At 67.8% G+C, this 24,087-nt stretch carries 29 protein-coding genes; 16 read left to right on the top strand and 13 right to left on the bottom strand.

Going from position 1 to position 24,087, the window contains the following annotated elements; all coding sequences use genetic code 11:
* Window positions 1-5 precede the first annotated feature (5 nt).
* Window positions 6-392, top strand: a complete 387-nt coding sequence (locus tag BLS11_RS13885) for a hypothetical protein (protein ID WP_092538347.1) — start codon at window positions 6-8, stop codon at window positions 390-392.
* Here the strand turns inward: BLS11_RS13885 and BLS11_RS13880 are convergent.
* Window positions 389-1,378, bottom strand: a complete 990-nt coding sequence (locus tag BLS11_RS13880) for a methyltransferase domain-containing protein (protein WP_092538346.1) — start codon at window positions 1,376-1,378, stop codon at window positions 389-391. The genes BLS11_RS13885 and BLS11_RS13880 overlap by 4 nt on opposite strands.
* A 136-nt stretch (window positions 1,379-1,514) precedes the next feature.
* On the opposite strand from BLS11_RS13880, the gene BLS11_RS13875 reads away from it, so the two are divergent.
* The 4 genes from BLS11_RS13875 to BLS11_RS13860 all read left to right on the top strand — a co-directional run bounded on the left by BLS11_RS13875 (window position 1,515) and on the right by BLS11_RS13860 (window position 4,027).
* Complete coding sequence (locus BLS11_RS13875; RefSeq protein ID WP_092538345.1) at window positions 1,515-1,868, top strand: DUF5658 family protein; 354 nt, start codon at window positions 1,515-1,517, stop codon at window positions 1,866-1,868.
* Between the two features lie 62 nt (window positions 1,869-1,930).
* Window positions 1,931-2,494, top strand: coding sequence for a TATA-box-binding protein (locus tag BLS11_RS13870; protein WP_092538344.1), 564 nt, complete (start codon window positions 1,931-1,933; stop codon window positions 2,492-2,494).
* A 75-nt stretch (window positions 2,495-2,569) separates the two neighbouring features.
* Window positions 2,570-2,953 (top strand): DUF7473 family protein, encoded by a 384-nt coding sequence (locus BLS11_RS13865; RefSeq protein WP_092538614.1) that lies wholly within the window; start codon window positions 2,570-2,572, stop codon window positions 2,951-2,953.
* A 60-nt stretch (window positions 2,954-3,013) separates the two neighbouring features.
* Window positions 3,014-4,027: a CPBP family intramembrane glutamic endopeptidase gene (locus tag BLS11_RS13860; RefSeq protein WP_092538343.1), complete on the top strand. Its 1,014-nt coding sequence runs from the start codon at window positions 3,014-3,016 to the stop codon at window positions 4,025-4,027.
* 24 nt (window positions 4,028-4,051) lie between these two features.
* On the opposite strand, the gene hisG is transcribed toward BLS11_RS13860, so the two are convergent.
* On the bottom strand, window positions 4,052-4,924 hold the full coding sequence (hisG, locus tag BLS11_RS13855) for an ATP phosphoribosyltransferase (protein ID WP_092538342.1): 873 nt from the start codon (window positions 4,922-4,924) through the stop codon (window positions 4,052-4,054).
* 95 nt (window positions 4,925-5,019) lie between these two features.
* Here hisG and BLS11_RS13850 point away from each other — a divergent pair, with 95 nt between their 5' ends.
* Entirely contained in the window at window positions 5,020-5,514 is a 495-nt protein-coding gene (locus tag BLS11_RS13850; protein WP_092538341.1) for a metal-dependent hydrolase, read from the top strand.
* A 20-nt stretch (window positions 5,515-5,534) separates the two neighbouring features.
* Here BLS11_RS13850 and BLS11_RS13845 read toward each other — a convergent pair whose 3' ends face one another.
* Entirely contained in the window at window positions 5,535-6,047 is a 513-nt protein-coding gene (locus BLS11_RS13845) for a winged helix-turn-helix transcriptional regulator (RefSeq protein WP_092538340.1), read from the bottom strand.
* Entirely contained in the window at window positions 6,044-6,379 is a 336-nt protein-coding gene (locus tag BLS11_RS13840) for a DUF7471 family protein (protein ID WP_092538339.1), read from the bottom strand. The genes BLS11_RS13845 and BLS11_RS13840 overlap by 4 nt, the downstream gene beginning before the upstream one ends.
* 153 nt (window positions 6,380-6,532) lie before the next feature.
* On the opposite strand from BLS11_RS13840, the gene BLS11_RS13835 reads away from it, so the two are divergent.
* On the top strand, window positions 6,533-7,837 hold the full coding sequence (locus BLS11_RS13835; RefSeq protein ID WP_092538338.1) for an amidohydrolase: 1,305 nt from the start codon (window positions 6,533-6,535) through the stop codon (window positions 7,835-7,837).
* 113 nt (window positions 7,838-7,950) lie between these two features.
* On the top strand, window positions 7,951-8,712 hold the full coding sequence (locus tag BLS11_RS13830; RefSeq protein ID WP_092538337.1) for a superoxide dismutase: 762 nt from the start codon (window positions 7,951-7,953) through the stop codon (window positions 8,710-8,712).
* A gap of 18 nt (window positions 8,713-8,730) precedes the next feature.
* On the opposite strand, the gene BLS11_RS13825 is transcribed toward BLS11_RS13830, so the two are convergent.
* Window positions 8,731-8,988, bottom strand: a complete 258-nt coding sequence (locus BLS11_RS13825; RefSeq protein WP_092538336.1) for a helix-turn-helix domain-containing protein — start codon at window positions 8,986-8,988, stop codon at window positions 8,731-8,733.
* Window positions 8,989-9,258: 270 nt separating this feature from the next.
* Between BLS11_RS13825 and BLS11_RS13820 the strand changes: the two genes are divergently transcribed.
* Together BLS11_RS13820 and BLS11_RS13815 are read left to right on the top strand one after the other, a co-directional pair.
* Window positions 9,259-10,548, top strand: a complete 1,290-nt coding sequence (locus tag BLS11_RS13820) for an adenosylhomocysteinase (RefSeq protein ID WP_092538335.1) — start codon at window positions 9,259-9,261, stop codon at window positions 10,546-10,548.
* A 111-nt stretch (window positions 10,549-10,659) separates the two neighbouring features.
* Entirely contained in the window at window positions 10,660-11,358 is a 699-nt protein-coding gene (locus BLS11_RS13815; protein WP_092538334.1) for an HAD family hydrolase, read from the top strand.
* A 30-nt stretch (window positions 11,359-11,388) separates the two neighbouring features.
* On the opposite strand, the gene BLS11_RS13810 is transcribed toward BLS11_RS13815, so the two are convergent.
* The gene (locus tag BLS11_RS13810) at window positions 11,389-12,267 is read right to left on the bottom strand and encodes a formate/nitrite transporter family protein (protein WP_092538333.1); all 879 of its coding nucleotides are present in this window, start codon (window positions 12,265-12,267) and stop codon (window positions 11,389-11,391) included.
* A gap of 136 nt (window positions 12,268-12,403) precedes the next feature.
* Between BLS11_RS13810 and hjc the strand changes: the two genes are divergently transcribed.
* Window positions 12,404-12,853 carry a Holliday junction resolvase Hjc gene (gene hjc / locus BLS11_RS13805; RefSeq protein ID WP_092538332.1) on the top strand — a complete coding sequence of 150 codons (450 nt, stop codon included), beginning with the start codon at window positions 12,404-12,406 and terminating at the stop codon, window positions 12,851-12,853.
* Window positions 12,854-12,857: 4 nt separating this feature from the next.
* On the opposite strand, the gene BLS11_RS13800 is transcribed toward hjc, so the two are convergent.
* The gene (locus tag BLS11_RS13800) at window positions 12,858-13,613 is read right to left on the bottom strand and encodes an SWIM zinc finger family protein (RefSeq protein WP_245698912.1); all 756 of its coding nucleotides are present in this window, start codon (window positions 13,611-13,613) and stop codon (window positions 12,858-12,860) included.
* Window positions 13,614-13,752: 139 nt separating this feature from the next.
* Between BLS11_RS13800 and BLS11_RS13795 the strand changes: the two genes are divergently transcribed.
* On the top strand, window positions 13,753-13,947 hold the full coding sequence (locus BLS11_RS13795) for a DUF7472 family protein (RefSeq protein WP_092538331.1): 195 nt from the start codon (window positions 13,753-13,755) through the stop codon (window positions 13,945-13,947).
* Here BLS11_RS13795 and BLS11_RS13790 read toward each other — a convergent pair whose 3' ends face one another.
* Complete coding sequence (locus tag BLS11_RS13790; protein ID WP_092538613.1) at window positions 13,948-15,066, bottom strand: DNA primase; 1,119 nt, start codon at window positions 15,064-15,066, stop codon at window positions 13,948-13,950.
* Window positions 15,067-15,213: 147 nt separating this feature from the next.
* On the opposite strand from BLS11_RS13790, the gene BLS11_RS13785 reads away from it, so the two are divergent.
* Together BLS11_RS13785 and BLS11_RS13780 are read left to right on the top strand one after the other, a co-directional pair.
* The gene (locus BLS11_RS13785) at window positions 15,214-15,801 is read left to right on the top strand and encodes a DUF7474 family protein (RefSeq protein WP_092538330.1); all 588 of its coding nucleotides are present in this window, start codon (window positions 15,214-15,216) and stop codon (window positions 15,799-15,801) included.
* 128 nt (window positions 15,802-15,929) lie between these two features.
* Window positions 15,930-17,330, top strand: a complete 1,401-nt coding sequence (locus tag BLS11_RS13780; protein WP_092538329.1) for an MFS transporter — start codon at window positions 15,930-15,932, stop codon at window positions 17,328-17,330.
* A gap of 39 nt (window positions 17,331-17,369) precedes the next feature.
* Here the strand turns inward: BLS11_RS13780 and BLS11_RS13775 are convergent, their stop codons facing one another.
* A complete protein-coding gene (locus BLS11_RS13775) occupies window positions 17,370-18,113 on the bottom strand; it encodes a DNA polymerase sliding clamp (RefSeq protein ID WP_092538328.1) in 744 nt (247 codons plus the stop codon).
* A gap of 103 nt (window positions 18,114-18,216) precedes the next feature.
* Complete coding sequence (locus BLS11_RS13770; RefSeq protein WP_092538327.1) at window positions 18,217-18,441, bottom strand: hypothetical protein; 225 nt, start codon at window positions 18,439-18,441, stop codon at window positions 18,217-18,219.
* A gap of 191 nt (window positions 18,442-18,632) precedes the next feature.
* On the opposite strand from BLS11_RS13770, the gene BLS11_RS13765 reads away from it, so the two are divergent.
* Complete coding sequence (locus tag BLS11_RS13765; RefSeq protein WP_092538326.1) at window positions 18,633-19,406, top strand: 23S rRNA (uridine(2552)-2'-O)-methyltransferase; 774 nt, start codon at window positions 18,633-18,635, stop codon at window positions 19,404-19,406.
* A gap of 47 nt (window positions 19,407-19,453) precedes the next feature.
* Here BLS11_RS13765 and BLS11_RS13760 read toward each other — a convergent pair whose 3' ends face one another.
* From BLS11_RS13760 to tatC, 3 genes are all read right to left on the bottom strand, one after another.
* Window positions 19,454-20,167, bottom strand: coding sequence for a queuosine precursor transporter (locus tag BLS11_RS13760; protein ID WP_092538325.1), 714 nt, complete (start codon window positions 20,165-20,167; stop codon window positions 19,454-19,456).
* Entirely contained in the window at window positions 20,157-20,333 is a 177-nt protein-coding gene (locus BLS11_RS13755; RefSeq protein WP_092538324.1) for a ribbon-helix-helix domain-containing protein, read from the bottom strand. Before BLS11_RS13755 ends, BLS11_RS13760 begins: the two co-directional genes overlap by 11 nt.
* A gap of 92 nt (window positions 20,334-20,425) precedes the next feature.
* On the bottom strand, window positions 20,426-22,615 hold the full coding sequence (gene tatC, locus BLS11_RS13750; RefSeq protein ID WP_092538323.1) for a twin-arginine translocase subunit TatC: 2,190 nt from the start codon (window positions 22,613-22,615) through the stop codon (window positions 20,426-20,428).
* A 120-nt stretch (window positions 22,616-22,735) separates the two neighbouring features.
* On the opposite strand from tatC, the gene BLS11_RS13745 reads away from it, so the two are divergent.
* A complete protein-coding gene (locus BLS11_RS13745; protein ID WP_092538322.1) occupies window positions 22,736-24,076 on the top strand; it encodes a twin-arginine translocase subunit TatC in 1,341 nt (446 codons plus the stop codon).
* Window positions 24,077-24,087: the final 11 nt, after the last annotated feature.

The following is a 24,087-nucleotide window of genomic DNA, read 5'->3' as shown; positions in this document are numbered from 1 at the left end:
GACCCGTGCCCGGTCCCTCCAGATGGTGGTACGGCGTCGCCCCGTTCCCCGTCGTCGTCTGCACCGCGTTCCTGGCCGAAGTCGCCGCCCGCCGATTCGTCGCCGTCTCTACCGCCGCCGGTGACCCGAACGTCGCCCTCGGCCTCGCCTCGTTCGCTCTCGTCGCCCTCGCGCAGGGGGTGAGCGTCCTCGTCGCCGTCGTCGTCCTCGCGTCTCTCCTCCTCGACGTGCGGGCCCTTCGCAGGGCCGGAGAGTGGACGCCGACGTGGGCGTGGGGACTCGCGGGCGTCGTCCACTTCGCCGCCGTCGAGTTCACTCCCTTGTTCCTCGTCTCGGTGCCGTCGCTGGCGTACTACCTGTACAGACGCCGAGAGCGGGCAAAACCGCGCTAAACCCGTTCGAGGACGTGAACGTGGCGGTCCAGAGAGCGGTGGACCCGCCGCACGAACCGCTCTTCGACGCGCCACCCGGCGTCCTCGGCGGCGTCCTCCCACGACCGGTCGGCGACGAGAACCGCCGAGGGGGCGACCCGCGCCGCCTCCGAGAGCGCGCCGCCCACGAGGTCAGAGAGTTCGTGCCGCGCGATTTTCGACTGTCGACCGTAGGGGGCGTCGAAGACGATAGCGTCCGCCGCGTCGTCGCGGAACGGCAGGTCCGTCGCGTCGCCGCGGACCACCTCCCAGTCGTCCCGCGGGGCGAGTGCGGAGAGGTTCTCCTGTGCGCCGCGGGCCATCTTCCACTGGGCGTCGCTTCCGAGGGCGCGCGCGCCGACGAGGGCCGCCTCCACGAGGATGCCTCCGGTGCCGCACATCGGGTCGAGAACCGTCGCGTCCGGGAGTGACCGCCCGGCGGCGACGTTGACGTACGCGCGGGCGTCGAGGGGGGCCATGCTCCCCGGTTGGAAGAACGGCCGGTCGGTGGGCCGCCTCTCGCCGAAGTCGCGGACGCTCTGGGCCACTTCCCACCCGAGGTAACACGCCTCGCCGGCAAACACCGCGCGGAGTTCGTGGTCGGGGTCCTCCAAGTCCACGGAGAACCCCCGGTCCACGAGGACGCCGCCGAGTTCGCGTTCGGCCTCGCTGGTACTCGCGTCGGCCGTCGCCCGGACGTTTCGGCCTCGAACGGCCACCGACCCCTCTCGCGCTATCGACGCCGCCTCCAGCAGGGCGACGGCGCTCTCGACGCTCGCGTCCGTCCGACCGACGAGTTCGCTGACGCGGTGGGTGTACGCGAGGTGGCGAACGCGTTCGGTTCGGACGCCGCGGGCCGTGGCGACGCCCGGCGCGACGACGGAGACGGCGTCCGCGGCGGCGCGTCGGGCTTCGAGCGCGGCGAACGCCTCGTCGTCGGGTTCGCCTGCGAGTTCGAGGCAGTACACGGTCGGACGTGTCCGGCGGCGGCCATGAGGGTGTCGATGCGGCGGGGCGGCGCGCCGACGCAGGGCGCGCGAGAGGGGCGACGCGTTCCGGGAGGCGGGCGAAAAGGGAAGGCGTTCGAAGGTGTCTACTTCGACGATGGGTGTTCCCCTCGACGTCGTCTCGCTCTCCCCCGCCCCCGCGCCGTCTCCGCTCGAAGCCGTGCTGTGGGCCCTCGCAGTCGTGTTCTACGGCGTCGGCGACTACGTGACCACCGTGGCGGCGGCGTCGCGCCCCGACGCCGAGGAGCGAAACCCGATCGTCAGACGCGTCTTCGCCGCGCCGCTCTCGCCGCTCGTCTCTTTCGCCCTGCTGAAGGCCGCCGCGTTCGGCTGCTTCCTCGCGGGCTATCTCTTCGTCGGATCGTCGCCGGTTCGCCCGGCGATTCCCGGGGCCGTCGCTCTCGTCGGCGTGGTGGTGACGCTCCAGAACATCCGCGTGCTTCAGCGGTGACGATATCTGTCAGGTTCCGCACCAACCTTTTTAAAGGTTAAATACGTCGTTTAAGTTGTCACATGACCGACCCCAAGGACACGATCAACATCGAGAACGTCGTAGCCTCGACCGGAATCGGTCAGGAATTGGACCTTCAGAGCGTGGCGATGGACCTCGAAGGCGCGGACTACGACCCGGAGCAGTTCCCCGGTCTGGTCTACCGAACGCAGAACCCGAAGTCCGCGGCGCTCATCTTTCGGTCGGGGAAAATCGTCTGTACGGGCGCGAAGTCCACGGACGACGTTCACGAGAGTCTTCACATCGTCTTCGACAAGCTCCGCGACCTGCAGATTCCGGTGGACGAGGAGCCGGACATCACCGTCCAGAACATCGTCACGTCGGCCGATTTGGGGCGGAACTTGAACCTCAACGCCATCGCCATCGGTCTGGGGTTGGAGAACATCGAGTACGAACCCGAGCAGTTCCCGGGTCTCGTCTATCGACTCGACGAACCGAGCGTCGTGGCACTCCTCTTCGGGTCGGGAAAACTCGTCATCACGGGCGGTAAACACCCCTCGGACGCGAAGGAGGCGGTGGACGAAATCGTCTCTCGACTGAGCGAACTCGGTCTCTTAGAGGGATAGCCCGCGCCGCCGGTCCCCGGGTCGCGTCGCGCCGAAGTGGACGTACATAAGTTCTCGGCGTTCGTCGCCGCGTACATGTCCAACGGCGTCGCGGTCCTGCAGTCGGGGTCAGTCGGCAGTGCAGTCGCCGTCGCCGGAACGTTCGCGTCGTTCGCGCTGTTCCTCTCCGTCACCGCGTTCCTCGCGGCGCGGAACGTTCTCGGCGAGGTGTCCGCGCGGAAATCGCTCGTCGTCGGGTCGGTCCCCGCCGCCGTCGCGGTGGTGTTCACGACGTACGGCCTCCCGTCTCTGGCCGGCGTGGCCCTCGCCCTCCTCCTCGATGCAGCGACGGTGAAAGCCCTCTACGGGCGGTCGAACGGACTCACGGCCTACGTCACGTTCGTCCACTTCGTCGTCTCGGTCATCCTCGGCGCGGTACTGTTCGCCGGGTTGATGCTGCTCTCTACCGCCCCCTCGTAAGACGAGTTGGGACGCTGACATTCCGCAGGCTTCAAACCGTCCCGCGGTGCATCTCACCGCATGCGCGCCCGCGCCCTCGTCTGGAACGCCGACGAACGGCGGCTTCGCTCCCCGATTCGCCTCCTCGTCGCCGTCGTTCTCGTCTTCGTCGCCCTCTTCGGTTTCAGTCTCGCGGTGAACGCGTTCACCCCTCTGAACGATTCGCTCCCCGTCCTCGTCGTCCTCGCCGTCGGCGGGTCGGCCGCCCCGGGCGTCGCCGTCCTCGCGGCGGCGGCCCTCCTCGACAGGCGGACGTTCGCGGACGCCGGACTCGGGTTCGACCGCGACTGGTGGATAGACCTCGGCTTCGGCCTCCTTCTGGGGGCCGCCCTCATGACCGCCATCTTCCTTCTCGCCCTCCTCGCGGGGTGGGTTCGCGTCACCGGCACGTTCGTTAGCGGGCCGCGGACCGGCGGGTTCGCCGCCGGGATGGCGGTTCTCGCGCTCCAGTTCGTCGTCGTCGGGTTCGCCGAGGAACTGGTCGCTCGCGGGTACCTCCTGACGAACGTGGCCGAGGGACTCGCGGGCTACGTCTCGAACCGCGCGGCCGTCGCCGTCGCCGTCGTTGTCTCCTCGCTCGCGTTTGGCTTCGCCCACCTCACCAACCCGAACGCGACGCTCGTCAGCACGCTCGGTATCTCCTTGGCGGGCGTGTTCCTCGCGGCGGGGTACGTCCTCACCGACGAACTCGCCATACCCGTCGGCCTCCACATCACGTGGAACCTGTTTCAGGGCGGCGTCTACGGCTTCTCCGTCAGCGGTCTCGGCATCCAGACGAGCGTCGTCGCGACCCGAGAGACCGGCCCGGACGCCGTCACCGGCGGCGCGTTCGGCCCGGAGGCGGGCGCTCTCGGTGTCGGTGCGGTGCTCCTCGGCACGGCTCTCGTCGTCGCCTACGTCCGCGCCCGGTACGGGTCGGCCCGCGTCGCGCCCGGCCTGCTGAGACCCGACCTCAGGTGGCGCGAGGAGGGGAGAGAGGGGACGACCGGCGACGGGCGGCGACGAACCGCGCCGACGACCGACGAACGTCGGTGACTCGGCCCTCGCGCGGCCCGTCGCTCACTCGACCAACCGCTCTATCTCGGTGACGAGGATGCCCGAGGCGCCCACGTCCTTCAGGTCGTTGACCACCTCGAACACGTCGCGTTCGTCCACGACCACGTGGACGGCCACGTCGCCGGACGCGGTTCCGTCGTCGGCGTCGTCGCTCCCGGCGATGTCCATCACCGTCGGCCCGCCGAGACCCGGGATGACCTCGCGCACGTCGTCGAGTCTCTCCCGCGGCGCGTTCATCATCAGGTAGCGCTTGTCCTCTGCGGCGCGGACGGACTCGAACGCCGTCGCCAACTGCTCGACCTTCGGGTCCTCGACCACGTCCGGACGGGCGAACAGGCGAACCGACGATTCGAGCACTTCGTCCACTATCGCGAGGCGGTTCACCCGGAGCGTCGTCCCCGTCGAGGTGATGTCGATGATGGCGTCGGCCATCTCGACGTGCGGCGTCAGTTCCGTCGCGCCCGACACCTCCACCACGTCGGCGTCGACGCCCTTCTCGGCGAAGTACTCCCGCGCGATGTGGGGGAACTCCGTGGCCACCGTCTTCCCGTCCACGTCTTCGACCGTCTCGATGTCGCCGTCCTCGGGGGCCGCGAGGACGAGGCGGCAGGTGCCGAACTCCAGATCGACCAGTTCCGTCAGGTCGTGGCCCGACTCCCGCACTTGGTCGAGTCCGGTGATTCCGACCTCCGCGGCGCCGTCGCGGACGTACTCGGGGATGTCGGCGGCGCGGGCGAACAGGACCGTCACGTCGGGGTCCACCGTGTTCGCGTACAACTTCCGGTCGGTCCCGTCCTCGATGTGGAGTCCGGCGCGTTCGAGGAGTTCGACGCTCGGGTCGTGCAGGCGGCCCTTGTTGGGCACGGCGATGCGCATACCTCGGAGTCAGCGCCCGCCGACGTGTGCCTTTCGCTCGCCGGAAGTGGCTTCTGGCGCACCGTTTAATCCTCCGCGCACCTTCTTACCGCGGTATGGTCGCCCACGGTGTCCACGTTCTCGTCGGTCTGGCGTTAGCGTTCCTCTGCTTCCGTGCGGAACGACCGGAACCGTACCTCGTCGCGGCACTCGCCGCCGCGTTCCCCGACATCGACTCGTACGTCTTCCCCTCCCTCGTCGATTGGGGCTACGTCGCCGGGTCCACGTGGGCGCATCGGGGGGTGACCCACTCGGTGTTCACCGGCGTCGCGGTGGTTCTCGTCCTCTCGTACTTCGGACCGTGGCGCGCCGCGGCGGTGGGGTTCCTCTCGCACATCCTCTTGGACTACGTCACCGGCGGCGTCTTCCTCCTCGCGCCGTTCGTCACCGTCCGGCACGGCTTCTCGACGAACTGGCTGATTCTGAACAGCCTCACGGCCGTCTTCTCGGTGACCGTGATGCTCGCCGGGGCGCGGTACCTGCGGGTGGGAGACGGCTCCGGACCGCCCCGCTCGACTGCGGCGGCGGGGTTCCTCGACCGGTTCGACTGAACGACGCCCGCCGGCGCGGGCTATCCCTCCAAGAGCGAATCGACGAGGCGGGCGAAGCGGTCCACGAACCGTCCCGGGAGCGACGGCGACACGCGGGCGAGGAGTTCCGCCGTCTCGTCGGGGTGTTCGAGGACCAGCGTCACGCGGTTGCGGATGTCCCGTTCCTTGCGGACGATGTCCTGCTCGACGAGGTGGTCGAGGTGCCACTCCAAGGTGCTGCGGGCGATGTCCAGTTCCTCGGCCACGTCGTCCGGTTTGGCGGCCTCCTCCCGCAGGAGGACGCCGAGAACGTCGCGCGCCGTCTCCCGGCGGAACAGCGCGAGCGTCGCGCGCTCCCACTCGTCGAACTCCGGCGGGTAGTAGTGGGTTCTCCCGTAGTACTCCGCGCGGTTGACGGAACCGTCGCCGACGAGGCGGCGGATGTGGTGCTGTGCCTGCCCCGGCGCGAGGTCCAACGAACGGACGAGTTCGTTGAAGTGAACGCCCGGGTGCGACCCGATGTAGTCCGTTATCTGTGTGCGTGTCTCGGTCATCTCTGGTTTCCTCCGGCGGCGCGTTCGGTCCGTCGCGCGTAGTAGACGGCCGCGATGACGAGGCCGGCCATGACGACGTCGAGGCCGTGTTCCAGCAGGTGGTGCGCCGACGTCTCCACCATCCCCGCCATCGTCGCTCCGGCGACGGCCGTCCGCGCCGCGAGCGTCACCAGCGCGAGCGCCACGAGCAGGAACGAACGCGACCGTCTCCGGGCGAGTGCGCCCAGTGCGAGGCCGGCGACGACGAGCGACCCGACTCCCGCGAGCAGCAACACCGCCGTGAGCGGTCCGTCGTACCCTCCGTGGGCACCCGCGTGTGCTGGCGACAACATTGGTGAGTCGTTCGTCCCCCACCCTAAGAAGCCCGCCGATTCTCGATGTTCGGGAAACGCACTAGTCGACGTCTCGAACCGTCGTACTCGGCGATTTCTCTCCGTCGAGTGCGTCCGATGGAGTGATACGCCCGCCAGCGGAAACGGTCGAGTATGACGAATCTGCTGTTAGTCGCGGGCGGGCGGACGCTCCGTCCCGACCTGACCGTCGAACGGGCGGACGTGGTGGCGGACCGAGGCACCGGCCGCATCGAGGCCGTCGGCCCGGACGTCGCCGAGGAGTACGAGGTGGACGAAACCCTCGACGCCGAGGGCTGTCTGGTGATGCCGGGACTCGTCAACGCTCACACCCACGTCGCGATGACGCTCCTCCGCGGGTACGCCGACGACAAACCGCTCGACCCGTGGCTTCGGGAGGACATCTGGCCGGCGGAGGCCGCCCTCGAACCGGGTGACGTGCGCGCCGGGGCGAAACTCGGCATCGTCGAGATGATTCGCTCGGGGACGACGGCCTTCGCGGACATGTACTTCGACGTGGACGAGGTCGTCGCCGCAGTCGAGGAGGCGGGCGTCCGCGCCCGCGTCGGCCACGGCGTCGTCACCGTCGCCAAGGACGACGAGGACGCCGCCGCCGACGTCGAGGAGAGCCTCCGCGTCGCCCGCGAGTTCGACGGCGCGGCCGAGGGGCGCGTCTCGACGGCGTTCATGCCCCACTCTCTGACCACCGTCGGCGAGGAACTCCTCCGCGAGGGCGTCGAGACGGCGCGCGAGGAGGACATCCCGGTCCACTTCCACGCCAACGAGACGACCGCCGAGGTGGAGCCGATAGTCGCGGAACGCGGCGAACGCCCCCTCTCGTACGCCGACGACGTCGGGATGCTCGCGGAGTCGGACTTCCTCGCGCACGGGGTCCACACCGACGACGAGGAGATAGCACTCCTCGCAGAGCGCGGGGCGGCCGTCGTCCACTGTCCGGCGTCGAACATGAAACTCGCCTCCGGCATCGCGCCGGTCCAGCAGATGCTCGACGCGGGCGTCACCGTCGGCATCGGTACCGACGGCGCGGCGTCGAACAACGACCTCGACATGTTCGACGAACTGCGCGACGCCGCCATGCTAGGGAAACTCGGCGCGGACGACGCCGCCGCCGTCCCCGCCGCCGCGGCCGTGAAGGCGGCCACCGCCGGAAGCGCAGAGGCCATCGGTATCGACGCCGGTCGCATCGAACCGGGCGCACTCGCGGACCTCGCCGTCGTCGAGTTCGACGCGCCGCACCTCGCGCCGAGACACGACGACGTGAGCCACCTCGCCTACGCCGTCCGCGGGTCGGACGTTCGCCACACGGTCTGCGACGGGCGCGTCCTCATGCGGGACCGCGAGATTCTGACGCTGGACGAAGAGAGCGTCGTCGCGGAGGCGCGCGAACGCGCCGCGTCCCTCGTCGAGCGAGCGGAGTAACCGACCGACCCCGTTGAGACAACTAGTTGACAGTATCTGTCCGGCGGAGCGACAGTCCCAGAAATGTCAATTAGATTAATCAATCGCTCGGCTGAACGAGGGACCGAAGAACGATGACAGATGGTTCCCACCTTCGGTCCGAGTCGCTTCCCGAACTCGAACGACGGACGGTCCTTCGAGGCGTCGGCGTCGCCGCGGGCGCGACACTCCTCGGCACGGACGTCGCCGCGGCGACCGGAGACGACGACGGAGACGGCCCGGCGTATCGACTCCCGCCGCTTCCGTACGACTACGACGCCTTGGAACCGCACATCGACGAGCGAACGATGACGCTGCACCACGACACCCACCATCAGGGGTACGTAGACGGGGCGAACGAGGCCCTACAGACGCTGGCGGAGATGCGCGAGGCCGACGAGTTCGACGGCGTGAGACACGTCAAGCGCGACCTGTCGTTCAACCTCTCGGGGCACATCCTCCACACGATTTTCTGGGAGAACATGTCGCCCGACGGCGGCGGGACACCGAGCGGTGCCCTCGCCGACCGCATCGAGACGGATTTCGGGTCGTTCGCGGCGATGTGCAAGGAGTTCTCCGCGTCCGCCTCGAACGTCGAGGGGTCCGGCTGGGGAACGCTCCTCTACGACCACCGCTCGGATTCGCTGCTCGTCACGCAGGTGGAGAACCACGACGAACTCGTCGTGCAGGGCGGAACGCCGCTTCTCGTCCTCGACGTCTGGGAGCACGCCTACTACCTCCAGTACGAGAACAACCGCAGCGAGTACGTCGACGCGTTCTGGAACGTCGTCGACTGGGCGAACGTCGAGAAGCGATACGAGTCGGCCCGCGACGCGAACCTCCTCGACGACGACTGAGGCGCGGCGGACGCGGATTTAGGAGAGCAGTTGGACGACGATGCCCTCGTCGGTCATTCGTATCTCTATCGTGTCGAACGTGCGGACGTACCGGTTGACGTGTCGCCCCTCTATCGGGTCGAGTTGAAGTCGTTCTTCGAGGAGGTTCGCCTCCGCGAGGCGGTTCACCTCGCGGTACGCCGTCGAGAGGGGCACCTCCGCGAACTGGTGAATCTCCTTGACCGTCATCGGTTCCGCGACGGTGCGGAGTATCGCGTTCGCGGCCTCCGACCCCATGAGCGTGAGGAGGTCGGCGTCGGAGACGTCACCAGACTACGTCTGGTGGCCTGACGAACTCCGTTCGTCAACGTCGATATCCGTTTCGGCGCGGGTGACCAGCATCGCTTCCGTGTACCTGCGCGAAGGTGGGATTTGAATCTATCCGTACGGAGGAACGTCGCGGTCGGTGCCGTCTCCCCCGGCGTCTTCCGCCGCGTGACACCGACTCACACCGTTCTCGTCTCCGCCTTCGGTAGGATTTTCCCGGCCCTGCCCGAATCGAGGCGCATGAGTGACTCCACCTACGCTCCGATAAGCGGCCACCTCGACGACGTCGAGGAAGCCCGCGAGGAGGGCCGACGGAAGATGGACTGGGCGCTTCAGCACATGCCCATCCTGCAGGAACTCCGCGAACAGTTCGCCGAGTCGAAACCGTTCGACGGGCAGGTTATCGGCATGGCGATGCACGTCGAGGCGAAGACGGCGAACCTCGTCGAACTGCTGGCTCTCGGCGGCGCGGAAGTGGCCATCACCGGCTGTAACCCGCTCTCGACGCACGACGACGTGAGCGCCGCCCTCGACGCCAACGACAGCATCACCTCCTACGCCAAGCGCGGCGTGGACGAAGACGAGTACTACGAGGCGATGCACGCCGTCGTCTCGCACGAACCGACCGTCACCGTCGACGACGGGATGGACCTCGTCTACCTCGTCCACGAGGAGTACCCCGAACTCATCGACACCATCCTCGGCGGCGCGGAGGAGACGACGACGGGCGTCCACCGACTCCGCGCGATGGACGAGGACGGCGAACTGAACTACCCCGTCTTCGCCGTCAACGACACGCCGATGAAGCGCCTGTTCGACAACGTCCACGGCACCGGCGAGTCCTCCCTCGCCAACATCGCCATGACGACGAACCTCTCGTGGGCGTCGAAGAACGTCGTCGTCGCGGGCTACGGCTACTGCGGCAAGGGCGTCGCCAAGAAGGCCGCCGGGCAGAACGCCAACGTCATCGTCACGGAAGTCGAACCCCGCCGCGCCCTCGAAGCGCACATGGAGGGGTACGACGTGATGCCGATGAACGAGGCGGCGGAGGTGGGCGACGTGTTCCTCACGACGACGGGCAACCGCGACGTCATCACCCGCGAGGACTTCGAGAAGATGCAGGACGGGGCCGTCCTCGCGAACGCCGGGCACTTCGACATCGAGATCGACTTAGACGCCCTCTCGGACCTCGCGGTGGACGAGTACGAGGCCAGAGACGGCGTCGACGCCTACGAGATGGAGGACGGCCGCCGCATCAACGTCCTCGCGGAGGGCCGCCTCGTCAACCTCGCCTCTCCCATCGCCCTCGGCCACCCGGTCGAGGTGATGGACCAGTCCTTCGGCGTCCAAGCCGTCTGCGTCCGCGAACTCGTCGAGAACGGCGACGAGTACGACGCCGGCGTCCACGACGTGCCGGACGAACTCGACGTGGAAGTCGCCGAGATAAAACTCGACGCCGAGGGCGTCGACATCGACACGCTCACCGAAACGCAGGAAGAGTACATGAACAGTTGGAGTCACGGGACGTAAGGCTCCGAGCGACCCGTCGCTCCGGTTTCGCTCACTGAACGTTCTTTTCGTCGCCTGCGACGCTCGCCGCAATCGGATAGATTCATACGTGCTTCGGGACGACGGCACTCTATGACCCACTCGGCGACCGTCCCCTCGTACGACGCCTACGTCTTCGACGTCGACGGCGTCCTCGTGGAAGTCCCGAGTCGGGACGCCCTTCGAGAGGCGGCCGCACGAACCTTCTCTCGGTTCGGCCTCGAATCGCCCTCCCGGGACGGCGTCCGCGCACTCGTCACCGGCGACGTCGAACGCATCACCGACCTCTGTCGCGCCGCGGGCGTGGACCGAAGCGACTTCTGCACGCAGGCGGCGCGGGAGGCGTACCGCGCACAGAAGCGCGAACTCGAACGCGGCCTCCGCTCGGTGTACGACGACGTGAACGCACTCTCCGAGCTCTCTGCACCGAGCGCGTTGGTGAGCAACAACCTCCGCCGCGTCGTGGAGGAAGTCGTCGACCGGTTCGACCTCCGGACGCGCCTCGGCGTCGAGTCCGTACGCGCGCCCTCCTTCACGCCGGAGGAACTCAGTCGGACCAAGCCCGACCCGCACTACCTCTGTGCCGCCTGCGACGACGTGGGCGTCGCCCCCGAGCGAACGCTGTACGTCGGCGACGAACCCGTGGACGTGGCGGCGGCGACCCGCGCGGGCGCGGACTCGGCGTTCGTCCGCCGGGAGGGGCGAGAGAACGCCGCGTTCTCGACGCCCGAGGGCCTCGACGCGGGCGAACCCACCTACGTCGTCGAGAGCCTCCACGAACTGGTCGAGTGACGGCCGGTCGCTTCCGAGGGGGAAGTCGCTTCACACGCCCGGCCCGCCCCGGACGACGTGTCCGTACTTCAGGAGTGCGACGAACACCGACCCGCCGACTGCGTTTCCGACCGTCGATACCGCGAGGAACCGGCCGTACGCGAAGAATCCGACTTCCGACCCGGCGAGGAGACCCATCAGCACTTCGACGTTGCCGGCGATGCAGTGGGGGAGGTGCGCGAGTCCGATGGTGGTGGCGATGAGCCAGACGAAGAACGTGCGCGAAATCGTCTCCTGCGCCGCGGCGACCAGCCACGAGAGGAGTCCCATGAGCCACCCCGCGAGGACGGCGGCGGTCATCAGCCCCCACAGCGAGTGCTGAGTGAGTCCCCGCGCGAGTTCGACGAACGCCGCGGTGTCGGCGATGCCGAACTCCGGGCCGACGGTGACGGCGATGCTGGCGAAGATGACGCCGCCGACGACGTTTCCGACGTAGACGACGCCCCAGAGGTGGCCGAGGTCCGATATCGACGCTCGGCCGTCGAGCACCGGCAGCACGGCGAGCGTCGTGTGTTCGGTGAACAGTTCCGAGCGACCGAGGACGACGAAGATGAACCCGACGCTGTAGAGGTTCGCGAGTACGATGCTCGTGAGGGGGTCGCTCCACGCCTCCGACACGAGCGTGAACACGGCGGCCATGAGGAGGGGACCGAACCCGATGTCGAGGCCGGCGGAGAACGCCGAGAGGAACAGTCCGCTCGCCGGCCGACGGAGTTCGTTCATCGCGTTGGTAATCTGCTCTTCGAGGATGGCCCGCTCGGGCGTCTGCTCGCCCCGGTTCTTCGCCTCGGCCTGCGCCTCCTTCACCGCCTCGGTGGCGTCGGCCTCCTCCGCTAACTCCTCGGCCCTCTCCTCTCTCGGGTCGCTCATTCTGACACTCTGTTCGTCGGATGCGCCGCGGAAAATCTCTCTTGCCGGAGAACAAACAGGTTAGGTTAGATTATCGTTCGCGAGGACGCCCGTACGTTTCGCCCAGTTTAAGGGCGCGAACCTCCGAGAAACGCCAATGTCTTCGAACCGCAAAGGGGACCGCCGCGAACGGGAACTCGTCAACAAACTCGACGAGGCCGGATTCGCGGTGATGCGAGCGCCCGCCTCCGGAAGCGCGACCGAACGCGAACTGCCGGACGTGCTCGCGGGGAACGGCGACGTCTTCTACGCCATCGAGGCGAAATCCAGTTCCGGGAACCCCATCTACCTCACGGGCGAGGAAGTCGAAGCGCTCATCTACTTCGCGCAGAACTTCGGGGCGAAGTCGCGCATCGCCGTCAGGTTCGACCGGGAGGAGTGGTACTTCTTCCACCCCGGCGACCTGTACGTCACCGACGGCGGCAACTACCGGGTGAAAAAGGAAACCGCACTCGCCGAAGGCGAACCGTTCGACTCGTTCGTCGGCGGGCCGTCGCAGAGTCGGTTGACGGACGTTCCCGAAGACGGGGACGATTCGGACGACTAGGGACTTACGTCCGCAGTCTCAGCGTCGCCTGCGTCGTCTGCGACTCGCCGCCGAGGTGCGACCCGGCGAGCGTTCGGCGCACTTCCTCCGTCGCGAAGCCCGGTTCGACCGGGACGAGGCGCGATGCGGGGAAGAGGTACCGCTTCTTCGCTCTGAGTTCCGCGATGTCCTCCTCGAGGGGGACCGACTCGACGTAGACGGCCTCGAAGACGGGTTCGTGCGACCCGTAGTCGTCGTTCGTGTCGTAGTCCGCGACGGTTCGGTCCGAGTCGGTTCGGGCCTCGTCGGCCCTGTCGCCCGTCGCCCGGAGGACGACGAGCAGGTTCTTGGTCTCCCGGTCGCGCACTAAGTCGCCCGAGGCGTGGTCGTGGCGGTCACAGAGGACGGGGCCGGAGTCGAACCGCGGCACGTACGTCCGGTTGCCGCAGACGGCGCAGACCGCCGTGCGTTGGTCGGGCGCCGGGACGAGACCGTCGGCTATCTCGATGTGGACCCGTCGAAGGTGCTTACAGCGTGCGTCGCGGATGGCGCTGTCGGGGCAGGTGCAGGTGTCGGCGTCCGAGTCTACCACGTAGGTCCCGCCCTCCGTCTCGACGACGTATCGGCCGTCGCGGAGGGGGCGGACCGCCATCGGGTCTTCGCGGGCGCGGCGGGCGCGACCGACGAAGCCCGACGCCGGAAGCGTCGTCTTCTGTCTGACCGCCCGGCGGCGGGGACGAGACTGCGTGTTAGACGCGGGTGTATTTCGTGTGTGCGTCATCGGTTTAGGGGGGTCTGAGGGCCGTTCCCTCGTCGAATATACGTACGTGCCGCACGAACCTAAACCTTGGTTTCAGGTGGACGAACGGTCCGAAACGTCCATCGAAGGCCTTTTAGAACGGCCGGGGGTAAGCCGGAGCATGGAAATCGAAGCGGAGATGCGTCGCAAGATAGTCGCCTCCGTCGTGGCGGTCGGGTTCTTCATCGCGCTTATCATCGGTCTCGGCGTCACGTTCGGTGACGGAGCGACGGGCACCGGCGGACTCGCCCTCGTCGGCGCCATCTCGCTTTTCATCGTGGCGATGGGCGCTCTCGGTCTCTGGCTGGACGGGTAACTACTCGCTTTCTGCGACCGTCTCGCGCCAGTCGCGGACGTCACCCGCATCTCGCACCGCGCTCTCGTAGTAGGAGAGCGGATGCGAGATGGTCTCGCAGCGCTCGTCGGGGTCCGTGCAGTCGCCGTACGCCTTCAGCGTCGCGCAGGTCGGCGGCGCGAACTGCGACCCGTCGGCGTCCGCGAGGTACGCCACGCGCGTCTCCAACCGCTCTGCGTCCTCGTCGTCGGCGTTCAGAAGCGTCGTCACCTCCGTCTCGTCCATCCCGAGTGCGACGAGGAAGGAGACGAGCGAGAACTCGGAGTGCGGCGCGACGGCTTCGCCCTCCCGGACGCGCCGGACGAGCGTCTTCATGCACGGCGGGAACAGGGCGGGGACGACGGTTTCGACGGCGGCGCTCCCGGCGGCGTCGTGGTCGTTCAACAGGTCGCGGAGCTTCGACACCTCCTCTTCGAGGGCGTCGGCTATCTCCTCGCCCGCGGGACTGCCGCGCACCTCGAACGGGAGTCCCTCCGCGACGCGCCGTCGGACCGCCTCCTCCAGCGTCCGGTGCAGTTCGTCTCTCGTCACGCGAACCTCGCCGTCGGCCACCTCGCGGTTGACGAGTCGCCACCGTTCGCCCCAGTCGGCGTCCTGAAGCGTCAGGTACGACCCGAGGGCGACCCAGTAGTGCGTCGGGTCGCGCCCCCGCGGCGCGTCGTCGTCGCGTTCGGGGCGCACGTCGTCGGAGAGTCCGAACTCCGAGAGGACGCCGTCGAGGGACGCGCGACGCGTCCGCGTGCTCTGTAGGTCGTCGTCGTCGGCTTCGAAGTCTCTGAGAAACCGCGCTCGGGCGGTGGCGGCCTCCGCGGCGGCGTACTTCGCCACCGCCGCCGGGGTATCGACGAGGGAGACGAGGATGCGGGCGATGGGGTACGAGAGCAGTTCCTCGCGTTCGTCCCACCGGCTCGGCTCCTCGGCTTCGACGGTGCCCTCCATGAGGGCGCGTTCGACCCGTTCCAGCCCGCGCTCTACGGCGGGCGCGTCTTCGGCGATGAGTTCCGCGGGAGAGATGTCCGCCTCCCGTACGGCGTCACGTGCGCCGCCGAAGAACGGGTAGCGCGCGTGGAGCGGGTCCATCGGCATCGGCTCTGGTTTGCGAGTGACTCCGAATAAACACGGCGATTGTCGCGGCGTGCGTCACGCCCGCCGTGTTAGAGTGTCACATTTTCTCTCGGAGCGGAGAACATCACATCACCTAAGACGACCACCGTCGTCCGTCGTCCCGTGCCGCAGTTCGACTACCCGTGTCCCGACTGCCGGGCCACGAACAGCCTCCACGACGCCGACTGCCAGTTCGAGGGGACGCCGTGGCCGGACGTCGAGAAGGCGTACACCGACGTGGTCGCCCACCTCTCGGCGGGAACGACGGACGAGGACGACCTCTCTAGCCTCGTCCACGGCGAGTGGGACGCGCTCCACCGCGCGGCGATGGAGCGACTGAAGCGCGACGGGCGCGTCGACGACTCGAACGGCGTCCTCCGCCTCCTGACGGCCGAGGAGTTCCGCGAGGAGGTGTCGGTCCCGTCGCGGGAACCGATGAAGACGCTCTACCGCCACGGGAGCTACCCCGGCTGTCACGACAACGCCGTCTTCGCCATGATCGCGTGGTACGAGATGGTCGGCCTCTCGTGGTCCGAGACCCGCGAGAACGTCGCCGATTGGCTCCGAGAGAGCGGTTCGTGGAGCCGCGGCGGGTTCGAGGAGGCGACGCCCGAGCAGTTGGTGGACAAGAAGCGCCACGTCTACGAGGCGGGGTACGGCTGGAAGGAGAAGGCAGAATCCGCAAAGCGGGTCATCGACCGTCACCGGTAGTCCGCGGCGTCTCGACGGCGTCGGCCGCCCGTCGGAGTCGGCCGCCCGTCGGTCGAACCCGTTCGCCTACCTGATTCTCCGCTGACTCGTCGGAAGGGTTACGGCTCCGCCGTCCGTGTCGCCGGCGTGTGAGCACACCCGAGGGCGCGTCCGCCGGTCCGGGGTCGCCCGACGCTCCGCCCGCGGAGTCGGTAGCCGCTCCGAAACGCGCCCTCGCCATCGTCGTCGGCATCGTCTTCGTCGATTTGCTCGGATTCGGCGTCGTCATCCCCATCCTGCCGTTCTACGTCCGGAGTTTCGCCACTAGCGACGTGTTCATCGGCCTGCTCGCGGCCTCCTACTCGATGATGCAGTTCCTCTCCGCGCCGCTTCTCGGGCGCGTCTCGGACTCCCGCGGCCGCCGTCCGGTGTTGATGCTGTCGCTCGCGGGCAACACCGTCGCGTGGACGGTGTTCGGGTTGGGGACGCAGGTGGGACTGCTCTTCGGCACCGTCCCGGCGCTCGCGACCCTGTTCGCCTCGCGGATGCTCGCGGGCGCGATGGGCGGCAACATCGCCACCGCGCAGGCGTACATCGCGGACGTGACGCCCGCCGACCGCCGCGCCGCGGCCCTCGGACTCGTCGGCGCGGCGTTCGGTCTCGGGTTCGTCTTCGGTCCGGCGATAGGCGGCGTCTTCGCCAGCGAGGAAGTCGTGGCGACGGCGCGGGCCGTTCTCCCCGGGTTCGTCCCGGCGACGCGCTTCTCGCTGCCGAGCTTCGCCGCCGCGTTCTTCAGTTTGGTCGCATTCGCGTCCGCCGCGGCGTTCCTCCCCGAACCCGACCGGATTCGCTCCGCGGCCAACCGGACGACGCTCGTCGGGCAGTTCACAGACGCGCTCTCTGACCCCTCGCTTCGCGCGTTCGTCGTCTCCTTCTTCCTCGTCTCCGTCGCGTTCTCGGGCGTCCAGGTCATGTTCATCCCCTACGCCGCGGACCTGTACGGATACGACGAGACGCAGACCGCGCTTCTTTTGTCCTACGTCGGCGTCCTCAGCATCCTGAATCAGGGCGTCGTCGTGGGCCGCCTCTCCCGTCGGTACGGCGAACGAACCGTCGCCGTCGCCGGCGCGGCGATTCTCGCCGTCGCGCTGGCGGCGCTTCCGTTCTCGCACGCCCTCGGATCGGTCGTCCCCGGCGTCGGTGGTCCGGCGTGGCTCACCGCCCCGGTTCTCGCCTTACTGCTGGTCTTGGCCGGCCTCTCGCTCGGAAACAGCCTGCTGAACGTCGCCCTCTCGACGCTCGTCTCGCGGTCGGTTCCCGCCGACAGGCAGGGCAACGCCTTCGGCGTCACACAAGGCGCGGGGAGTCTCGGGCGAACCGTCGGCCCGCCGTCGATGGCGGCGCTGTACGTCCTCGCGTACTGGTCGCCGTTCGTCGCCGGCGCGGTACTCGTCGTTCCGGTCGTCGCCATCCTCGCGGTCGGAACCGCTCGAATCGCTCGCTACGGCGACGACGACGGGAGACGCGAGGCGGACGCGAGAGAGAAGTAACTGGGCGTGCGGACGGCGGGAGCGAGAAGAGAGAGCGGTTCAGTCGCTCTGGATGCGCGGCGCGAGCATGTAGGTGACGTTGCCCTGCCCCTCCGCGACGCGGTAGTGGAGCTTGACGGGGAACTCCTCGCCGAGTTCGACGGTGACCTCGGCGTCCTTCGGGATGGCCTTGTTCATGTCCTTGAGGTAGTCCAGCGAGAACAGCGAGTCGGCCTGTCCGGCGGTGAGGTCGATGAGGTCCTCGGCGTCGAGTTCGAAGTCCACGTCGTCGGTGTCGCCCTGCGCTTGGATGTGGAACGCCTCCTCGACGTCGTCCACGCGGAGGCGGACGTGGTCGGAGACCATATCGGCGGCCTTGATACCGCGGTCCAGTTGCGCACCTTCGAGGACGATTTCGGCGGCCAGATCGAGGTCCGGGATGTCGGGCTCCTGCCGGATGGAGTCGGGGTCGATGAGCGCCAGCGTCGAGGAGAGCCCCTCGATGCGGATGTTCAGCTTCCGCGTCTCCTCGTCGAGTTCGAGTTCGACGAGCTGGCTGGAGTCGGCCATGCCGACGAAGTCCTCGAGCTTCGAGAGGTTGACGCCGATGACGCCGCCGTCCGCCTCGTAGGACTCGAACGCCGCCGCGTCGAGAGACAGATCGACCATGCCGACGTTCGCGGGGTCCACGGCACGAATCGCGAGTCCGTCCTCGTTGAGTCGTATCTTACACTCGTCGACGAGTACGCTCACCGAATCCAGCGCGTCCCGGAGCGTGGAGGCGCTGACGATGGCCTTGAACATATGGACGGTGATAGGATATCGGGCTTAAAAATCCCCCCGGTTTCTCGGTGTCATAGAGTGTTCCCGTGCGTCGGGCGCGATGCGCGCGGGCGACCCGCCGCGACTACGGCGGCCCCTCCGCGCACCCGTGCGGCACCCCCGCCAAGAGGAGTTCGTCGCAGTCGTCGCACCGGCGTATCCGGCGGCCGACTTTCGCCCCTTCGACCGCCCACTTCAGCGACCCCTTCGAGAGGCGCGCGCCGGACTCCCCGCACGACGGACATCGAGACTGGTCGAACGTGTACTGCTGCCATCGACACTGGTCGTTCACGCAGTAATATTCGGACATTGCTCTCCGTACGTTCGCCGAACACCGTAATTATGTCGCCACGTGAACAGTTTCTAACTCGTCTCCGCCGAACCGGCGCGGTCGTCGGTTCTCCCCGGTCGGACCTGCGGGGCGTCCGATTTCGCGCGCCGAGTCCCCGAGGCGGGAGCGACAGTCGGATAACGGTGCGCCGACAACCCCTCCGTACTCAGATGGCGCGCAAGGACCACTACTACAACAAGGCCAAGCAGGAGGGGTATCGCGCCCGTTCGGCGTACAAGTTGAAGCAGTTAGACCAAGACGCGGGGCTGTTCGGACCCGGAAACACCGTGGTGGACCTCGGGGCGGCCCCCGGCGGGTGGTTGCAGGTCGCCGCCGAGGAAGTCGGCCCGCAGGGGCAGGTAATCGGCGTGGACCTCCAGCGAATCCGCGACGTGGAGGCCGACACCGTCGAGACCATCCGCGGCGACATGACCGACGAGGAGACGAAGGAGAAACTCCGGGAGCGAGTCGGCGAGGAGGGCGCGGACGTGGTCATCTCCGACATGGCTCCGAACATGACCGGCGAGTACTCGTTAGACCACGCTCGCTCGGTGCACCTCGCCCGGCAGGCGTTCGAGGTGGCCCTCGAACTGCTCCCCGCGGGCGGCGACCTGGCGGTGAAGGTGTTCGACGGCCCGGACGTCGAGGACCTCCGCGCCGACATGGAGGAGGAGTTCCAGTACGTCCGCTCCATCCGGCCGGACGCCTCCCGCGACCAGTCCTCCGAGCAGTATCTCGTCGGCAAACACCGCATCACCGCCCCCGTCGCCACCGGCGACGAGGTGGAAGTCACCATCGACGACGTGGGGAGCGAGGGCGACGGCGTCGCCAAGGTGGACGGCTACACGCTGTTCGTCCCGGAGACGGAGGCCGGCGACGAAGTACGCGTCCGCGTCACCGACCTGAAGCCGAACTTCGGCTTCGCGGAAGTCCTAGAGGAGTAAGGTTCGTTCGCGCGCCGATTCGCGTCGCAGATTCGCGGTTCGTTTCGTTACTCGACCGCCCACGCGTCGTCCGACGCGTTCGCCCGGTCGCCGCCGAACAGGGCGACGACGCCGTAGACGAACGGCGTGTCCACGAGGGCGATGAGCAGTTTCAGGAGGTACTGCCCGACGATAAGCGACAGCGCCACCCCCGTCGGCACCGCCTCGCCGAAGCCGAGTACCGTCGGCGCGACGAGGAAGGCGACGGTGACGAAGATGACCGTATCTATCGCCTGACTCGTCGCCGTCGAGGCGATGTTGCGGAGCCACAGCATCGACCCGCCGGTCGCCTCCCGGATGCGGTGGAAGACCACCACGTCCCAGTTTTGGCTCACGACGTAGGCCAGCAAGCTCCCGACGACGATGTTCGTCCCCGGCGCGATGACGCTCCGGAACTGCGCGCCGAACTCGGGATCTGCGGCGGGGGCGAAGATGGTCCCCCACACCAACGCGAGGAGGACGAAGTTCATCGCGAAGCCGACGTTGACCATCACCTGCGCCGCCCGGCGGCCGTACAGTTCCGAGTAGCAGTCGGAGGCGAAGAAGGTGAGCGCGTACGCCAGCGCCGCCCCGGGGAGGACGACGCTGTCGCCCGTCACCGGAAGCGAGAGGGGCAGGCCGAACGCCAGCAGTTTCGAGGCGCTCAACTGCGCCGTCACCAACGCCGTGACGAACAGTCCGATGAGGACGACCTGACCGGTCGCCGGTCCCCTATCGCTCATCTTCGAGGCGTCCGTGTCGCTGGTCTATCTCGTCTAACACGTCCAACGTCTTTCGAACCGACGCCCTGATGGCGTCGCTGCGGTTGACGAACTTCCCGTCGTCGCCGACGTGTTCGTCGAGGTCCGCGAGCAGTTCGTCGGGTATCTCGACGCTTATCTTGGCCATACCCGCCCCTTGGGTAGCAACCCGGTATTAAGCATACGGTCTTCACACCACGAGAATATCGTTCGAATACCGGCACTCCGGAACTCTTCGCCTCACACGTCCTCGCCGCGGGCGGGGGCGAGGTTGCGCCGCCCGCCGAGGGTGACGACGAGTAGGACGCCGAGGCCGATGCCGTAGGCGACCATGAGGGGGACGGTGACGAGGAACATCGTCATGATGCCGGCGGGCGTGAAGACGGCGGCGAACGCGAGGACGCCGACGGTCACCTCGCGCCAGCGATTCCGCATCGTCTGGTAGGAGACGCCCGTGCTGTTCAGGAGCACCATCGCCACCGGCACGTCGGCGAGGATGCCGATTCCGGCCGTCGTGAAGAAGATGAGCCAGAAGAAGTTGGTGATGCGGTAGGCGATTATCATGTTCGCCGTCACCGCGTCGTGCACCAACCACGAGATGATAGTCGGGGCGATGTAGGCGTACCCGAGGACGAACCCGCCGAGCAGTCCGGCGGTGAGCGACCCGGTCCACAGGAAGACGTTCCGGCGACGCTGGCGGACGATGTTCCGCTCTCTGAGCGCCGGCCACGCGTAGTAGGCGACGATGGGGAGGGTGACGAGTGCGGCCACGAGCGTCGAGAACTTCACCTCGAAGATGAGCGCTTCGACGGGGTGGAGGGCGACGACGTTGATGACCTCGTCCGGCGTCACCGAGGCGGGGAGGCTGCGCAGGAAGTTGTCGTACACCGTCTTGATGCCGCCCGTATAGAGCCACGCGAACGTGCCCGCGAGGACGAGCATGAACACGGCGACGATGCGGAACGTCTTCGAGGTGACCGAGTCGAAGATGAACGCGAGGTCGGCGTAGTAGCCACCGATGTCGTCCTCGTCCTTCTCGCCCTCGGTCAACTCGTCGAGGAACGTCCCGCCGGCGCGCGTCGCCCTGTCTTCGATGGTGCCGGCGTCCTCCGGCACGTCGGGGGCGTCCTCGTCAGCCTCGGACTCGCGGCGCTCCTCCGCCTCGTCGAACCTGTCGAGGACGGCTTGGGCCTTCTCGTGGTCGTCCTCGTCTACGGCCTGCCCGGCGATGGCCATCGCCTCGTCCTCGGTCATGTCGTCGAACGCCTCCGGCGGCGCGGCGCGCACGCCCGCGGCGTCGAGCCCCGCGACGTCTATCTCGCTCGGGTCGCCGAGGCCGGCTTCGAGGGGGTCGACCGACTCCGCGATGGCGGCGTAGACGACGTACGCGAGTGTCGCGATGCCGAAGGCGGCGGCACCGAGTGCGGCCCACACCGCGAGCGACACCTCCGGCGGGAGGCCGAGCGTCGCCCCGGGTTCGAGGACGCGGTAGTCGCTCCCGAACCGGGCGAGCAGACCGTTGAACGCGGTTCGGCCGCCGCGCTCGTAGAACAGGTAGACGAGGAGTCCGCCGACGACGGCGCTCCCGGCGAGGAGGTTCCACCGCCGTTTCGCGACGGCGGGGACGCTGATGCGTTCGCTCCCGCGCCGCGCCGTGACGACGACTTTCGCGAGGTAGAGGCTCCCGCCGTAGAGGAAGAGCAAGGGGAGCGCCCACATTATCTGCGTGAAGGGGTCCGGCGGCGAGAACAGGGCTCCGAAGACGAAGATGGCGACGACGGCGTAGCGCCACTTGTCGCGGAACGTCTCGTAGGGGACGATTTCGGCGTACGAGAGGCCGGTGATGGCGAGCGGCATCTGCGCCGCGAGGCCGAACGAGACGGTCAAGAGGAAGATGAACTGCGCCCACATGACGATGGAGTAGGTGGGCGAGAACCCGGCGCTGAGGGCGTTCCCGGCGAGGAACGCGAACATGAACGGGAAGAAGACGAAGTAGCCGTAGGCGACGCCGACGACGAACAGAATCGCGGAGGTGACGACGATGAAGGCGAGTTTCCACGTCGCGACGGGCGATTGCGGCCACGCGCCCCGTTCTCTGAGGGCGTCCCGGGAGAAGTAGAGGAAGACGGGCGCGGCGAGGATGATGCCGGTCACCAGCCCTATCTTCGCCTGCAGGAGAATGACGTCGAAGGGCGTCTGCGCGATGATGTCGTAGTTCCCCTGGATGTGGGCCGACATCTGCGCTTCCGTGACGCTCTTCAGGAAGTCCCAGACGACCAACCGGAGCGCGTAGAACGTACCGAGGAAGCCGACGAGGAAGACGATGAACACCTTCTGGAGGTCTTTCTGCGCCGCTCGAAGCATCGCGCCGGCGGTTTCGCGTCCCGCCGCGAGCGTCTGTTGGGTGTCCTCGTCGAGCGCGCTGGACATACGTACTGAAAGCCCTCTCGCGGTTATCAATCTTTTTCACCGCACTCGTCGGTTACCCACCGCGAAACCTCGGCGCGATGCGGAAAGGCCTATAAGAACCGGGTGGTGAATTTCAGGTGAATGGCCGACGAGTCGGAGACGGACGAGGGAAGCCCCCCCGACGAACTCGCGTCCGAGTCGGGGGGCGACCCCGCGAAGAGCGACGAGGCGGTTCCCGAGACGGACACCGAGAGCGACGGCGACGCGGACGTCGGTTCCGACGCTCCCGCGGACGCCGATTCCGATTCTGACGCTCCTGCGGACACCCATTCCGACTCCGACGCACCTGCGGACGCCGACGGCGACCGATCGCCCGAGGTGGCGTACACGCCCGACGACGCCGACGACCCCGCGCCGGACGCGGAGGACCCCGCTCCGAACGCGGACGACACGACGGACGCGGACACCGACCTGTGGCCCGAGGCGGAGTACACGCCCGACGACGCAGACGACCCAGCGCCGGACGCCGAGGAAGCGGAGTACACGCCAGACGACGCAGACGACCCAGCGCCGGACGTTGGGGAAACGGACGCGGACGCCGGGGCCGTCGAGACGGGGACGGACGGCGGCGAAGTCCCGTCGTCGAACGCCCCGACACGCCAGCAGCGTTCGGAGACCGAGTACGTCGACGACGGCATCGTCGGCGAGGGCCCCGAGAGCGACGAGGAGATGCCGCTCGCGGACCACATCGAAGAGATGGTCCGCCGCCTCGCGGTGGTGTTCGCCGTCGGCGGCATCGTCACGCTGATTCTGTTCCCCGGCGGCGAACTCGTCAACTCCGCCTTCGGCTTCAACCTCACAAGCGCGACGGAGGTAATCAACTACCTGTGGAACCGCCACATCCCCGGCGCGCCGGAGATTGCGAAGCGCCGCCCCCGCGTGTACGGACCGCTCGAACTCGTGTTGACCGAACTGAAGGTCGCGGGCCTCGCGGGCCTCCTCGTCGGACTTCCGGTCTTCGTCTACGAGACGTACCTGTTCATGCGCCCCGGCCTCTACAAGCGGGAGCGGCGCTACTACCTCGCGGCCGTCCCGACGAGTCTCGTCCTCGCACTCGTCGGCATGGCGTTCGCGCACTTCGTCGTCCTCCCCGCCATCTTCGCGTACTTCACCTCCTACACCACCGGGACGGCCACCGTCGCGTTCGGCCTCAAGGAGACGTTCAACCTCATCCTGCTTCTGATGGGCTACATGGCCATCGTGTTCCAGATTCCGCTGTTCGTCATGCTCGCCATCATGATGAACCTCGTCACGCGCGACTGGCTGATTCAGCGCCGCCTGCTCTTCTGGGGCGCGTTCCTCGGCCTCTCGTTCCTCGTCAGTCCGGACCCGACGGGGATGGCCCCCATCATCATCGCCGCGACGATGATTACGCTGTTCGAGGGGACGCTGTTCCTCCTGCGGTGGACGAGGATGGAGTAACAGCGACGGCG

Source organism: Halopelagius longus (assembly GCF_900100875.1).
Lineage (GTDB): Archaea > Halobacteriota > Halobacteria > Halobacteriales > Haloferacaceae > Halopelagius > Halopelagius longus.
This window is presented reverse-complemented; position numbering and strand designations above follow the sequence as displayed.

Coding starts and splice junctions, on each gene's coding strand:
- BLS11_RS13875 (WP_092538345.1), top strand. CDS start 1,515: ATGGGTGTTCCCCTCGACGTCGTCTCGCTCTCCCCCGCCCCCGCGCCG.
- BLS11_RS13870 (WP_092538344.1), top strand. CDS start 1,931: ATGACCGACCCCAAGGACACGATCAACATCGAGAACGTCGTAGCCTCG.
- BLS11_RS13865 (WP_092538614.1), top strand. CDS start 2,570: ATGTCCAACGGCGTCGCGGTCCTGCAGTCGGGGTCAGTCGGCAGTGCA.
- BLS11_RS13860 (WP_092538343.1), top strand. CDS start 3,014: ATGCGCGCCCGCGCCCTCGTCTGGAACGCCGACGAACGGCGGCTTCGC.
- hisG (WP_092538342.1), bottom strand. CDS start 4,924: ATGCGCATCGCCGTGCCCAACAAGGGCCGCCTGCACGACCCGAGCGTC.
- BLS11_RS13850 (WP_092538341.1), top strand. CDS start 5,020: ATGGTCGCCCACGGTGTCCACGTTCTCGTCGGTCTGGCGTTAGCGTTC.
- BLS11_RS13845 (WP_092538340.1), bottom strand. CDS start 6,047: ATGACCGAGACACGCACACAGATAACGGACTACATCGGGTCGCACCCG.
- BLS11_RS13840 (WP_092538339.1), bottom strand. CDS start 6,379: ATGTTGTCGCCAGCACACGCGGGTGCCCACGGAGGGTACGACGGACCG.
- BLS11_RS13835 (WP_092538338.1), top strand. CDS start 6,533: ATGACGAATCTGCTGTTAGTCGCGGGCGGGCGGACGCTCCGTCCCGAC.
- BLS11_RS13830 (WP_092538337.1), top strand. CDS start 7,951: ATGACAGATGGTTCCCACCTTCGGTCCGAGTCGCTTCCCGAACTCGAA.
- BLS11_RS13825 (WP_092538336.1), bottom strand. CDS start 8,988: ATGGGGTCGGAGGCCGCGAACGCGATACTCCGCACCGTCGCGGAACCG.
- BLS11_RS13820 (WP_092538335.1), top strand. CDS start 9,259: ATGAGTGACTCCACCTACGCTCCGATAAGCGGCCACCTCGACGACGTC.
- BLS11_RS13815 (WP_092538334.1), top strand. CDS start 10,660: ATGACCCACTCGGCGACCGTCCCCTCGTACGACGCCTACGTCTTCGAC.
- BLS11_RS13810 (WP_092538333.1), bottom strand. CDS start 12,267: ATGAGCGACCCGAGAGAGGAGAGGGCCGAGGAGTTAGCGGAGGAGGCC.
- hjc (WP_092538332.1), top strand. CDS start 12,404: ATGTCTTCGAACCGCAAAGGGGACCGCCGCGAACGGGAACTCGTCAAC.
- BLS11_RS13800 (WP_245698912.1), bottom strand. CDS start 13,613: ATGACGCACACACGAAATACACCCGCGTCTAACACGCAGTCTCGTCCC.
- BLS11_RS13795 (WP_092538331.1), top strand. CDS start 13,753: ATGGAAATCGAAGCGGAGATGCGTCGCAAGATAGTCGCCTCCGTCGTG.
- BLS11_RS13790 (WP_092538613.1), bottom strand. CDS start 15,066: ATGGACCCGCTCCACGCGCGCTACCCGTTCTTCGGCGGCGCACGTGAC.
- BLS11_RS13775 (WP_092538328.1), bottom strand. CDS start 18,113: ATGTTCAAGGCCATCGTCAGCGCCTCCACGCTCCGGGACGCGCTGGAT.
- BLS11_RS13770 (WP_092538327.1), bottom strand. CDS start 18,441: ATGTCCGAATATTACTGCGTGAACGACCAGTGTCGATGGCAGCAGTAC.
- BLS11_RS13765 (WP_092538326.1), top strand. CDS start 18,633: ATGGCGCGCAAGGACCACTACTACAACAAGGCCAAGCAGGAGGGGTAT.
- BLS11_RS13760 (WP_092538325.1), bottom strand. CDS start 20,167: ATGAGCGATAGGGGACCGGCGACCGGTCAGGTCGTCCTCATCGGACTG.
- BLS11_RS13755 (WP_092538324.1), bottom strand. CDS start 20,333: ATGGCCAAGATAAGCGTCGAGATACCCGACGAACTGCTCGCGGACCTC.
- tatC (WP_092538323.1), bottom strand. CDS start 22,615: ATGTCCAGCGCGCTCGACGAGGACACCCAACAGACGCTCGCGGCGGGA.
- BLS11_RS13745 (WP_092538322.1), top strand. CDS start 22,736: ATGGCCGACGAGTCGGAGACGGACGAGGGAAGCCCCCCCGACGAACTC.